This is a genomic window from Sphingobacterium detergens (assembly GCF_003610355.1).
Classification (GTDB): domain Bacteria; phylum Bacteroidota; class Bacteroidia; order Sphingobacteriales; family Sphingobacteriaceae; genus Sphingobacterium; species Sphingobacterium detergens.
This window is the reverse complement of sequence record NZ_RAPY01000007.1, coordinates 266,052-280,147: the sequence shown is the minus strand read 5'-3', so window position 1 is coordinate 280,147 and position 14,096 is coordinate 266,052. Positions and strand designations below refer to the sequence as shown.

General features: G+C 39.8%; 9 protein-coding genes. All 9 read left to right on the top strand.

Going from position 1 to position 14,096, the window contains the following annotated elements; genetic code table 11:
• The first annotated feature begins 1 nt into the window (after position 1).
• The 9 genes from DFQ12_RS25700 (at position 2) to DFQ12_RS25660 (ending at position 14,006) form a co-directional block, all read left to right on the top strand.
• Positions 2-1,630 carry a DUF6377 domain-containing protein gene (locus tag DFQ12_RS25700; protein ID WP_120261875.1) on the top strand — a complete coding sequence of 543 codons (1,629 nt, stop codon included), beginning with the start codon at positions 2-4 and terminating at the stop codon, positions 1,628-1,630.
• 256 nt (positions 1,631-1,886) lie between these two features.
• Positions 1,887-4,859 carry a SusC/RagA family TonB-linked outer membrane protein gene (locus DFQ12_RS25695; RefSeq protein WP_120261874.1) on the top strand — a complete coding sequence of 991 codons (2,973 nt, stop codon included), beginning with the start codon at positions 1,887-1,889 and terminating at the stop codon, positions 4,857-4,859.
• Between the two features lie 10 nt (positions 4,860-4,869).
• Positions 4,870-6,390: a RagB/SusD family nutrient uptake outer membrane protein gene (locus DFQ12_RS25690; RefSeq protein ID WP_120261873.1), complete on the top strand. Its 1,521-nt coding sequence runs from the start codon at positions 4,870-4,872 to the stop codon at positions 6,388-6,390.
• Between the two features lie 36 nt (positions 6,391-6,426).
• Positions 6,427-7,899, top strand: a complete 1,473-nt coding sequence (locus DFQ12_RS25685; protein ID WP_120261926.1) for a glycoside hydrolase family 30 protein — start codon at positions 6,427-6,429, stop codon at positions 7,897-7,899.
• Positions 7,900-7,910: 11 nt separating this feature from the next.
• Complete coding sequence (locus tag DFQ12_RS25680; protein WP_120261925.1) at positions 7,911-9,245, top strand: DUF5125 domain-containing protein; 1,335 nt, start codon at positions 7,911-7,913, stop codon at positions 9,243-9,245.
• Between the two features lie 110 nt (positions 9,246-9,355).
• Complete coding sequence (locus tag DFQ12_RS25675; protein ID WP_120261872.1) at positions 9,356-9,736, top strand: hypothetical protein; 381 nt, start codon at positions 9,356-9,358, stop codon at positions 9,734-9,736.
• Between the two features lie 433 nt (positions 9,737-10,169).
• Positions 10,170-11,114, top strand: a complete 945-nt coding sequence (locus DFQ12_RS25670) for a hypothetical protein (RefSeq protein ID WP_167457351.1) — start codon at positions 10,170-10,172, stop codon at positions 11,112-11,114.
• A gap of 5 nt (positions 11,115-11,119) precedes the next feature.
• Positions 11,120-13,108 carry a TonB-dependent receptor plug domain-containing protein gene (locus DFQ12_RS25665; protein ID WP_120261871.1) on the top strand — a complete coding sequence of 663 codons (1,989 nt, stop codon included), beginning with the start codon at positions 11,120-11,122 and terminating at the stop codon, positions 13,106-13,108.
• Positions 13,109-13,139: 31 nt separating this feature from the next.
• Positions 13,140-14,006, top strand: a complete 867-nt coding sequence (locus tag DFQ12_RS25660; protein WP_120261870.1) for an MbnP family protein — start codon at positions 13,140-13,142, stop codon at positions 14,004-14,006.
• The last annotated feature ends 90 nt before the right edge of the window (positions 14,007-14,096 follow it).

The following is a 14,096-nucleotide window of genomic DNA, read 5'->3' as shown; positions in this document are numbered from 1 at the left end:
TATGTTGCAACGCATTTTTGTTTTCATTTTTCTATTTCATTTAAGTTTTTTATTAACTGCACAGGACTATTCGGATAGTACCAAGATTTTTCAACGGTTAGAATATCTAATGGAAAATCAGAAGATGTATGTTAAAAATCGGGAAGACAAATTGGATAAACTAAAACAAGAGGCGAAAGCACTTGAAGCTGACCAAATCCGTTTTTTTGAGAAGAATTATGAAATTTTTGAGAACTATAAAAAGTTCGATTCCGATGCTGCACTTACCTATATCACACTTTGCCAAAAATTAGCTCCAGCCAACAATGATTCACTTCATACAGTTATTCAATTGGATTTAGCCTGGGTGTATTCCACGATTGGACGTTATATTGAAGCATCAAAATTGTTGAACCAAATTAGCCCCTCGGGCCTTGCTACCAAACTTTTAGCCAAATATTACGATACCTATAGTTCATTTTATAGTCATTATGGACAAAGTAACAACCGTCAGGAATATTATCAAGCAAGTGAACGCTATCGAGATTCATTATTACAGGTTTTACCGAAATCTTCATTGGAATATCGGACGACCATTGCGATAAAGACCTTATTTAATGGCAGTCGGGAAGATGCGAAAAAGCAGTTTTTCAAGCTTTGGACAGAAAATCAGAAAGACTTGGAGCAGCGCGCCTTATTGTCCTATTTTATTAGCTTGATCTATAAATACGAAAAAAATACGGCCAGTCAACTTTATTATCTAGCTGTTTCAGCGAGTGCAGATATTGAGATGGCAAATCGAGACAATGCGTCATTTCATGATTTAGCGCTAGCTTATTACGATAAACAGGATTTTGATCGTGCCTTTCGCTATATTGAAAAAACGATTGATGATGCGATGTTGTGTAAAGTACGTTATCGGATTATTGAGGGCACTTCTTCCTACCCGATCATTAATGCTGCCTACCAACAGAAAATCAATAGTCAGAATAAGCAATTGATCGCCTTGGTTGTTGTGGTTAGTATTTTGTTGCTCGGTGTAATTATCGGCTTGATTGTAATCTATCGTCAAGTCCAGCATTTGCGAAGGATCAGATCGGAATTGTCAGGGACCAATCAGCAGTTGCGGTCATTGAATACTGAAATCAATCAAACGAATTTAAAACTCTCAGAATCCAATCACATTAAAGAGGAGTATATTGCGCAATTTTTTGATATGTGTTCAAGTTATATTGACAAAATGGAAGATATACGAAAAGCATTGCTGAAAAAGGCTTCCCATCACCAGTGGGAAGCAATCCGGGAGCAATTGAAATCGACACAGATGGAAGAAAGGGAGATACAACAACTCTATATCAATTTTGATCGGATCTTTTTGAACCTTTATCCAACGTTTGTTGATGAATTTAATGCCCTCCTTCAGGAGGACGAGAAGATATATCCGAAGAAAAACGAATTGCTCAATACTGAACTGCGTATTTTTGCTCTAATTCGTCTAGGAATAGATGACTCGGTTAAGATCGCTAGTTTTCTTAGATATTCCCTTCGTACAGTTTATAACTATAGGACCAAGGTACGTAACAAAGCAGCTGGCCATCGCGATGCCTTTGAGGCTTCTGTTTGTCAAATTGCAACTATTGATCGACCTTAATATCCGCTGATAAACACCGAATAGTTAGTAATACAAGCCTGTATTCGATCTCTTTTTAGTACTTTTTATCTTGTATTTGTTTTTGTAGTTAACTGTTTTGTAGTGTGTTGTGTTTTTTGGGAGGTACTTTTTAAGTACCGTCGCTTTTTTTCCTGTTTCGGTCCTGCTAGTTTTGTTTTGAGCGATGGAGCAGGGGAAACTCCTCGCTAGTTTGGAATAACCAAAGACAAAACAATAACCAATTTTTTTATTTCATATGATTTACTTTACTCGAAAAGTAACCTTTTCAATAGGGCTGATTTTCTTGTGTACCTGGTTGAATTCGGTGTTTGCGCAAGACCGAATTCAGGTCAGTGGACGGGTGCTGGATGCCCAGGATCAGAAACCACTCACTGGCGTAACAATTACACAGAAAGGTACCAGTAATGCGGTCTCCAGTAACGGAGATGGGCGTTTTCAAATGTCAGCTGTTCAAGGTAGTATTCTTCAATTTAGTTTTGTTGGCTACGACAATAAAGAATTGCCGGCTAATAGTACAATGACTGTTCAGCTGAACGCATCGACCAATGTACTTGAAGACGTTATTGTGATCGGTTATGGTGCCGTAAAACGGAAAGATGTAACCACCGCAATTTCTTCTGTATCGACCAAAGATCTGGAAAAGAGACCAGTAGTAAGTCTGGGTCAGGCTATACAGGGGAAGGCGGCAGGCGTATCTGTGATCCAACCCAATGGAGCACCCGGTGGTGAAATGTCAATTAAAGTCCGGGGTACAACCTCATTTAATGGTTCAAATGATCCACTTTATGTTGTCGATGGATTACCTGTTGAGGACATCAAATTTTTATCACCAAGTGATATTACGGACATTCAGATTTTAAAAGACGCATCTTCTGCAGCTATTTATGGGTCGCGCGGTGCAAATGGTGTTATTCTTGTAACTACAAAATCCGGAAAAGCTGGGGAAGCTAAAATTACCTTAGGCGCACAAGCTACAGCAAATGTGGTTAATAATACCGTAAAAGTCCTGAATACCGCACAATATAAGGAGTTGATGGATGAGACAGGTTATGGTAAGCTGCCTGAAGGGCTTACTGATCAAACAGACTGGTTTAAGGAAACCTATAAAACCGGAGTTCAACAGAATTACCAGTTATCAATCTCCGATGGTAACGAGAAATTACGCTATTATTTGGGTGGGGGCTATCTGACAGAGAAAGGCACACTGCAAGGTTCATTCTTTAGACGTTATAACTTCAAAGCGAATATAGATAATCAAGTAAAAAGATGGATGAAGGTTAATGCCAATTTATCTTATGCGGATTACAATACCAACGGGATTATCTCGGGCAATGGATCTAATCGTGGCGGAGTCGTTACTTCGATCATTAATACGCCAACTTATGCGCCAATATGGGATCCTCTGTTTCCTGATCGATATAATACCAATTTCAATGGGCTAAATATAAACAGCCCTTTAGAAAATCTCGAACGGACCAAGAATAACAATAATCGGGAGAATAGATTATTGGCAACAGGAAGTGTATTGATATCTTTTATGCCCAATTTAACCTGGAAGTCCTCTTTTTCAATGGACAGACGATCGGGTGTACTGACAACGTTTTTAGATCCCTGGATTACGCAACAGGGTAGAAATCAGTTTGGAGAGGCATCTGACGTTCGCAACACAAACACGGTATTGACTTGGGATAATGTGCTGACTTACAGCAGAAGTTTTGGAAAACATAGCTTGGAGGCAATGGCAGGGTCATCCTGGACAGATTCCAAATACTCCAATAGTTATATTTATGGTTCCAATTATGCTAATGGTATTATACAGACGCTCAATGCGGCAAACAAGATTTCATGGAATGGAACTGGGTCGGGGGCATCCAATTGGGCCATCCTATCCTATTTTGCCCGTGCGATGTACAATTACGATGGAAAATATCTTGTAACAGCAAATATGCGTGCGGATGGATCATCAAAATTAAGCCCTTCTGGTCGATGGGGATATTTCCCTTCGGTATCGGCAGCCTGGCGTTTATCTGCCGAGGATTTTATGAAGGACGTGGATTGGATCAATGACTTTAAAATACGTGGGGGATGGGGCCAGACCGGGAATCAATCCGGATTGGGGGACTATTCTTATCTTTCATTCAATGTGATTCAGCGTTTACCTTGGTTTGAAGACAAATATCAATATTCTCCGCCAAATATTGGGAATTCGACCACCTTGCGAGCGACAGATTTAAAATGGGAAACAACGACCCAAGCGAACGTGGGGATTGATTTTTCTACATTAAATAATCGATTGAACCTGACTTTAGATTACTACCATAAAAAAACAACAGATATGTTGATGGAAGTGAGCTTGCCTACAGGGTCTTCTTCGGCTAGTACAATTAAACGGAATGAGGGCGAGATGACCAATAAAGGATTTGAGATTGGGATCAACTCCAAGAATCTCACAGGCGATTTTACATGGAATACGGATTTCAATATCTCGTTTAATAAGAACCGTCTGGATAAGCTTGTTTTTACAAAAATCTACAATGATGCGGTTACAAATAATCTAGTCAATGCAACAGTTGTTAGAAATGAACCTGGAAGGCCTTTAGGTGGATTTTATGGTTATATCTCCGATGGTGTAAATCCGGAGACGGGTGAATTGATGTATAGAGATCTGAATGGTGATGGTAAAACTTCTCCCTCCGATCTCACTTATATCGGAGACCCCAATCCAAAATTTGTGTACGGATTGACAAATAGTTTTTCTTGGAAAAATTTTGACTTAAGTATATTTCTGCAGGGCACTTACGGTAATGATATTTTCAATGCGAGCAGAATGGAAACAGAGGGAATGTATGATGGTCGTAACCAAACGACAGTTGTACTCGATCGTTGGCGTGTACCGGGACAGATTACACATGTGCCCAAAGCAGGTTTTGATATCAAAAACTCATCTTATTTTGTGGAAGATGGAAGCTATTTGCGTGTGAAAAATATTTCATTGGGTTATTCTATCGCACCTGAAGGTTTGAAAAAGATTGGAATTCAGAAGATTCAGCCTTATTTTTCAGCAAGCAACCTATTTACGCTAACTAAATATTCAGGCATGGATCCGGAGGTAAACCAGTGGGGGAACTCGGGAAGAGTACAAGGTCTCGATTGGGGGACATATCCACAAAATAGATCTTTTGTACTTGGTGTAAATGTTGAATTTTAATTGAATTGTGATGAAAAAAACAAATATTAAATACGTTTTACCTTTGTTCATAACAGGCTTGTTGCTGGCATCTTGCTCGCTAAATCGTGATCCTCTGGACAGCTATACAGATGTGAGTCAAGGTAAAACTGAAAATGGAACACAGATCGTCTTTAAGAACAGAAGCGAGGTTGATAATTTTCTTTCCGGGATTTACCAACAGATGCGAGATCGGCAAGAGCATTGGTACCTTGATTTATTGCTGATTGGCGATTCGCATGCTGACAATGCGTACGCAGGAACAACAGGTGCGGAAGTTGTACCATTTGAGAATAATTCCATTGAGGGATCCAATTCGGTTGTTGATCGAGATTGGGCACGTTATCTGGAAGATATTGCGCGGGCCAACCGTTTAATAATCAATGTCGATAGTGTTGCGGATAAATCGATTAGTGACGCTGACATCAAAGTCTACAAGGCGCAGGGTAAAATCTTTCGGGCGCTGGCGATGTTTGATATGGTGCGCATATTTGGATCCATTCCAGTAATTACAACACAAGGAAAAGATATTACCGCGGAAAATATCGAAGCGGTATACCCAGAGTATTTCCCCAAGCAAGCAACTGAAGAGGAAGCGCATAAACAGATTGAGAAGGATCTTTTGGAGGCCCTGGTTGATGCCCCGGTCAATAACAATGCAAATAAAACTTTGTTTACAAAGTCTGTAGCCCGAGCTATGTTGGTAAAGCTATATGCTGAGAAACCGCTCAGAGATTATAATAAAGTGATTCAGTATGCAGATGCATTGGCTGGAGATGGATTTGATTTGAACCCTAATTATGGAGATTTATATGAAGTGAATACGGCCAAGACCGATTTAGGGCAACGAAATACAAAAGAATCAATTTTAGAGGCGCAATTTATGCCTGGATCTGGAAACTGGGCGACTTGGATGTTTGGTCGCGACCTCTCCAATTACGACAATGCATTTACCTGGGCCAAATGGGTCACACCATCGCGTGATTTGATACAGGCATATACGAATGAGGCAGACCAAATTCGGATGGAGCAAGCGATTGTCTACTATACAACAACCTGGAGCAACTATTACCCTTCGAGCCATTATCCTTTTATGTTTAAATTGCGTTCGGGTATGAGCAGTATCGTCAAGCTACGGTATGCAGATATTTTATTGCTAAAGGCTGAAGCCATGATCCAATTGGGGTCAAATCTTTCCGGTGCAGCTGACATTATTGATAAGATCCGTACACGTGTAAAATTGCCCAAATTACCTGCGGGAACTCGGTCGAATAAAGATGCTTTATTGGAAGCATATCTGAAAGAACGTCGTCTGGAATTAGCCTTCGAGGGGCAGCGTTGGTTTGATCTAGTTCGTTTGGATAAGGTGGAAACTGTCATGAATGCGGTGTATGCGAAGGACTCAGGAAGAAAGGCACAGGTATATCCGTTTACAAAGAATTCCTACCGTCTGCCGATTCCACAGCCTAAAATTGACCAGAATCCTAACTTAGTTCAGAATCCAGGATACTAATTATTTTAATTGTTTATGAAACGTAATAATAACACTATGATATATACATTCTTGTTGTCCTGTTTGATCACGGCAACATCTTGTAACCGTGATAGCTTCACACCCTCACAAGGTGATGATATCAAAAAATCTGGCGATGTCACTATTGTGATGACTAATACAAACCGAGCCTATGATCTGACAAAAAAATATGTCGATTTTAGTACAAAGTTTAATATGTCGCCCAGCACAATTACCTTAAATCCCGCTCAGAAGTTTCAGACAATGGACGGATTTGGTGCAGCTATTACCGGTTCTACCTGTTATAATCTAATGAAAATGAGTAAGGAGGATCGGACGAAATTTCTTACGGAAACTTTCTCCGATAAGGACGGTATGGGCATGAGCTATATTCGTATTGCTATCGGATGTTCTGATTTTTCATTGAGCGAGTATACGTGTTGGGACAAAGAAGGAAAGGAAAATTTTGGGTTGCAGTCTGAAGAAACACAATATGTCATTCCCGTGTTGAAAGAAATACTGGCCATCAATCCAAACGTCAAAATCATGGGTTCACCATGGACTCCGCCAAAATGGATGAAGGTCAATAATCTGACAGATTTAAAACCTTTCGATTCTTGGACTAGCGGTCAGTTAAATCCGAGATACTATCAGGATTATGGTTGGTATTTTGTACAATGGCTTCAAGCAATGAAGAAGGAGGGCATTAATATTTATTCAATTACTGTTCAAAATGAGCCATTGAATCGAAAAAATTCTGCTTCAATGTACATGTCATGGCAGGAGCAACAAGCATTTATTAAACAATCTCTAGGTCCACAGCTCAAGGCTGCAAGTATTGCGACGAAGATCTACGCGTTTGACCATAATTATAATTACGATAATATGGCCGATCAGGAAGATTATCCTATTAAAATCTATAATGACGCCGGGGCGGCTTCCTTTATCGCTGGAGCGGCTTATCACAACTATGGGGGAGATAAAGCCGAGCTAATTGATATTCATAATCAACGTCCGGATAAGGAGCTGGTCTTTACAGAGACATCGATCGGCGAATGGAATGACGGGCGTAACCTTAATAAGCGTTTGATGGAAGATATGCGCGAAGTAGCGTTGGGAACGGTCAATAACTGGAGCAAGGGTGTTATTGTTTGGAATTTGATGTTGGATACTGATAAGGGGCCGAATCGCGAAGGTGGTTGTCAAACCTGTTATGGTGCTGTCGATATTAGCAAATCAAATTATAAGAGCATCACGCGCAACTCGCATTATTATATTGTAGGACATCTGTCATCTGTAGTTAAATCGGGAGCGACACGAATTGGCGCTACAGGATATACAGCAGAAGGGCTGGTTTATAGTGCCTTTCAAAATACAGATGGTACCTACGCTATGGTGTTGTTAAATGAATCGAATGATAACCGGAAAATTACGCTGGCAGATGGTAAAAATCATTTTAGCTACGAGGTGCCCGCAAATTCAGTCGTCTCTTATCGTTGGAAAAACTAAATAACGGGATTATGAAAAGATATCTCATCAATATACTATTTGGAACAATAGCTGTTGTAAGTTCTTGTAAAAAGGATGAAAAATATGTCTATCAAATTGGTGATCCCAAAATTGAATTGAAATCAGCTATTTCTGCTGCTCATTTTGGGGATAGTCTCGTATTTAATATTCATGTATCGGATAGTGAAGTCGCGTTATCTACACTGAAAGCTCAATTATATTTTACGGATGACAAGGTTGCCGAAATGACAATTCGCACAAAGGAGAATGGCGACTATAGCGGAAAAATTTACGTCCCTTTTTTGAAAGACATTCCAGACGGGAAAGCTACGATTAAGTTTGTTTTGCAGAATATTAGTCAGAAAAAAAACGAACAATCCTTTGATATAGACTTAAGCCGTCCGGATTTTCCTTATCTCACTTTGGTCACCGAATCAAAGTCCTATCGGATGGAGAAAACAGGTCGAAATCAATATGCGGCCAAAGAGAATTTTCCGTTTTCTGTAAAAGGATATATTCAAGCGCCAAAGGTTGGTGAGCAGGGAAATAGCATGAATTTTGGATGGGTCAATAATGCCGTTACACTCGGATCCACATTGGATATTCCTTTCTCAAATTCGACCTCTGGTGTGTATAGTATCGCATTGAATACGTTGACTTATCAGGCATCACCATTTATTGTCGCTTATGCAATCGATGGGACAGTATTTAGTCGTCTTGATGATACACATTTCAAGGCGGAACTGAATATGACCAAGGGTAATGCGGTTACGATAGATGGTATCGAGGATCTAAAAGATTGGTGGATTGATCCGGATTTCTTCAGCCAATCAGCTGACGGGGCTATTACTTTCAATGGTGTTAACGGAAAATACCGGATTACAGCTGACTTCGCGTTGAAGTATTTTGTCGTTGAAGCAATGGCCGGAAATGATCTTGCCAAATTGCAGGAAGATGGTACTGGAGCCGTGTGGATTATTGGAGAAGGTGTTGGAAAGCCCAAAGTATCCAGTAATCAGGTGGGCTGGAATACTGATAAAGCACTTTGTTTAGCTCCATTGGGTAATAAAAAGTACCAAATTACATTAAAGGCCGCCGAGTCTATCAACACCGATAATATCAATTTTAAGTTTTTCCATCAGAAAGGCTGGGGTGGAGAATTTGGAGGTACGGATGTGACAACGTCGAGCGATGTGATTTTTATTGGTGATGGTAAAAATGGGCGTGATTCCGGAAACTTGGGTGTCAAAACAGGTAAAACCTTGGAAGCTGGAAAAACCTATCTATTTACGCTGGATTTAACTGCCGGTAATAAAAAAGCAGTGCTTACAGTTGTACCAAAATAATCTGTTTTTTGATTTTTCAGTCCCCAGGTAAAACCTTACCTGGGGACTTTATTGTTCCTATTGAATTTGTTTAATCAAGGATTCATTTATATATTTGCCGAACTCACAAGATGAAAGCTAGACAGTTCATATGGATTTTATTGCCTTTGATGCTCCTCCAGAGCTTCTCAACAGTATGGCTGTGGTCCATTTTTGAGCTCAATCGAGATTACATTGCACGCTACGAATGTATCAACCGTTTCAATGAGAACGCCCTTTCGTGTAGAGGACAATGTATCCTAATGAAAAAAATGCGTGAACACGAAGAAAAGGAGCAAAAGAACCTTGAATCACGTATTATCGATGTCGTTTTTATCAATAACTCCCAGAATTTTGACTTTAAGGTCTCTTCTTTATTTCAAGAAGATGTTGCGGAACGCTCGTTCCCTGAATACAACGAAAATTATTCTTACAGACCTATTTTTACCATTTTCCATCCTCCATTAGTTTAAATCCATTTTAAGGAATCATCATGAGTTTTTTGTTGTTCACGTAGAGCGACAAATAGTTTCTCGTGGTCACCTCATCCTGTTTAAGGAATAGTTTATTCCGATAAAACTATCATGATTTATTCAATCTTATAAGGAAATGAATAACTGAGCAAAGCGAGCCTATGAATGCCGCTGAAAACATATGCTCGATGAATAAATCCGATAGCTTCGTCACAACTGAATAAAAAATTAAACGGATGAAAACTTTATTTGAACAGGTTATCGGCTCTTTAGATGTCGGGTTCCAGTTAATTTAGAAGATTCTACGAATAGGATATGTATCGTTATCCCTTTTTGTTGGCACATCTTTCTGTCGTCGTTTTTGTCGTCTTCTAACTATACTTATCCTACACTAAGATTAGTCTCCTGTTAACTAAGCTAAGATGGTATTTTTATGAAGGTAAGTATATTGATAAAAACAATAGTTTTTTATGTTGCTATAACATGCGTATTTCTCGGGTCATGTACAAAGGGAAAAACAAATTATGAAGCCGAAAGAGGGGAGGTGGTTGAAGAAGGTGTTGAATTTAAAGAGGTTACAGATTTTGTGGCCGCTGGTTATACGATTAGCATCGAGGCGTTGAATGGCGTATTGTATCGCGGTTATAATGATATCCGCGTGAGAATCAAGAACACGCAAACGAATACTCCTGTGGAAGTGTCCAGCGTTACATTTTTGCCAATCCAGACTGCTGTTTCAGGAGAGAAAAGATCATGTCCAAATCAGTATAATTTCAGTTATAAATCGGGCGATAAGTATTTCTCGGGGTATACAGTTTTTACCAGCGAAAGTGGTGCGGAGGGCAGTTGGGAAATCAATGTCAATTTTACAGTTGGCAGTCAAAATTTCTCTGTGATAAAAGAAGTATTGGTCCGACAACAAACCAATAAAAATCTGAATATGACTATGTTCACAGGGAAAGATGATGAGCAATATGTCATAGCATTGGTCTCTCCACAGAAACCTAGTGTTGCTGAAAATAAATTGGTCGCTGGTATCTATAAATTGAATAAGCCACTTGATTCTTCATCGAAGAGCATCGCTGATCAATTGCAGTTTTCCTATTCGCAAGTCGATCGTTATACACTGAAGTTAGACCCACGTATGCCTGAACCGTCTATGGGCAATCACTCGTCTCCTAATAATAAAGATTTGATACAGGAAGCGGATGGTTTATATCACGGTATTGTGAATTATACGATGACCGGCAACTGGACGTTAAATTTCATTTTGTTGAATCCAGATGGAAAAGTAATCCGTGGTACCGAGGTGCCAAAGGATTTTACACCGGGAGTAGAGGGCCGTAAAAGTGAGTTGTACCTTGATATCCTATTCTAAGAGTTATGAAGAAACTAAGTATTATTCTTTTTATTCTTTCTCTTGGATTGAAAGTACATGGGCAAAGCATCTCCGTAAAAAGAGATACAACGAGACGTTTGGGGGAAGTCAATGTTGAAGCGGCGATCAAGCGAAAGATTGAAAGTGACATGAAAATGGCCGTCTCCGTCGATGAATTTTTGGCTTCATCAGACAATATCAGCTTTATCAAACGTGGGGCCTACGCATGGGAACCCTTACTGAATAACATGAGTACTGAGCGTTCCACAATCACAATTGATGGTATGCATATTTTTGGTGCCTGCACAGATAAGATGGACCCCATAACTTCCTATGTGGAAACGAACAACCTTTCTTCCATTGATATTAAATCTGGGCAAGAAGGGAATATGCATGGCGCGACAGTGGCTGGAAGTATTGATCTCAAAAGGAGAAGTACGCCTTTTGGTCTGCAACAAAAAGTAGGTGGTGCGTATCAGACAGGTTTTGAGTTTAACAATAAACAAGCGTTTAACCTTGGAAATCTATTCTATTCAACCGACAACTTCGTTGCTGATGGTAGTGTTGCCTTTCGTAAAGCCGGTAATTATTATGACGGAAACAACAAGGAAGTACTACACTCGCAATATAATAAACTGAATGCATCATTGGGTCTAGCCTATAAGACAAGTCCACTTTCTGCCATCAGGGTAGATGCGATATTTGATCGGGCAAAAGATGTTGGCTTTCCGGCTTTACCAATGGATCTATGGTTATCGCGGGCGATTATTACATCAGCATCCTATAAACAATTGTTTGAGGAAGGGTTGGTAAAAGTGTGGGATACCAAAGTTTATTTCAACGCCGTGGAGCACTATATGGATGATACGACACGGCCGGAGAATTTGGTACATATGGATATGCCCGGATGGAGTACAACCTATGGATTGGTGTCAAAAATAAATTTAAAGAAAGACCGATATTCTTCAGAAGTACAGCTAAATGCTTATGATAATCTTTCAATAGCGGAAATGCGGATGTACCCACAGGATCGATCCAAACAGACCATGTTTGCCTATAGTTGGCCCTGGGTAACAACCCGTTTTGCGAGTATTGCAATGAATAATTCTTGGGAGATTTCAGATCGGAGTAAAGTGAACTTGGGTGGATCGTTGGGCTGGAACTACAATTATTCTAAATATGTGGAATTTAACTGGATTTTTCATCCGGGAGCACCGCAAAAAAAGAATAGATGGCTTCCAGGGCTACATGCCAGTTACGAGTTAAACTTAAATCAGTTTGATATTTCTGTCGGAACAGGGTTTGGACATCGCGCTCCTTCCGTTTCCGAAGCCTATGGCTATTATATTTATAATAGCTTTGATCGCTACGATTACATCGGAAACCCTGATCTCAAAAATGAGATTTCTTATGAGGTTAACGCCAGTGTTGGCTTCAAAACGGAAAAGCTAAGTATATCCGCAAAAGTGAACTACTTCTACATCGACAATTATATCATCGGACGGATTTTGAGTTTAGGGAGTCCAATGAATTATCAATCCGTTGGTGTGAAGGGTTATACATCTTTAAAGTATGGGACGCTGTTTAATACAGCGATGAGCATAGATTATAAAGTCCTGGATAACCTGCATTGGAAAGCGGTGATAACATACGCCAGAGGTAAGGACGACGAAGAGGGGAATCTACCTTTTATACGCCCGTTGAGCTATCAGACATCACTGCATTATAACTATAAACGAATAGGCTTGCGGACGTCATTAAATGGAGATTTTACACAGACAAATTATAGCCCAGCCTATGGTGAAGATCAAACCTCTTCCTACAAAATATGGAATTTATCTGCCGATTATAGTTTCAGCCTAGGCAAGTTCAAAACTGTATTTCAGGTTGGCGCCGAGAACCTGTTGAATGAATACTATAGCACCTATGCGGATTGGGGAAATATTCCACGAATGGGGCGGAATATTTTTACCTCCCTAAAAGTCAATTTTTAAAAAAATCAATCACATTTAAATAACACATACAATGAAAAAATTAACGAACTATCTAATTTTATCTGCTGCTTCATTAATAATGATTTCCTGTAGTAAAAACGATAACAACCCCGTAGCAAATAATATCAGCCTACATTTTAACAATACATTTAAAAATAACACGATTGTCCTTGGAGGAGCTGCATCTACTGATGCTACCGTTAACACATCAGAAAAGGATCAAGCACACCACCTCTCAGAACTTAAGTATGTTGTCAGTAATATTCGACTTGTTAAAACAGATGGGACTGAAATTCCTTACAATGTAAGTGACCTGGATAAGGGGGCTACTGTGGTTAACCAAAGCAAGCAAGCGAGTTTGGATTATGTATTGACTAATATACCTGTAGGGGAGTATCGTCAGCTCAAATTTGGGTTAGGGGTAAAGCAAGAAATCAATACATTGGATCAGGTCAGATTTCCGGTATTTTATGCAGCAGCGGGAGCTAATGATACCGACATGATGTGGCAATGGGCTACTGGATATCGATTTACGAAGATCGAAGGATTTTATGGTGGTGAAAATAATGCATTTCAGGTCCACACCGGAAGTACGCTGAATGGAGAGGGAGGTAAACCTGAAACATATACGCAGGGCGTGGATGCTTATCGCGATATCACGTTGGATCTAACGACGACTGCTGTTGTGGGAAACAATGCGCCTAAAATCACGATCAAAGCTGACTTTGATAAACTCTTAAGTGGAAAAACAAAAGTAATCCTAACCTCGAAAAATGCAACAACACCGAGCCTACATAGCAGCATGGCAGCCATGGAAGTGTTTGTAAACAATATTGGGGGGGATGGTAAAGAGGATAAAAGCGGCATGTTTTCTGTCGAGCGTGTCGAAAATAATTAAAGGAAATATAAATTGATAGCAGGGCCATCAGGAACTTAGGAATATTCAGATTGGAATGTCTGTGCTGTTCCTGTGATGGCCCTGTCTAAC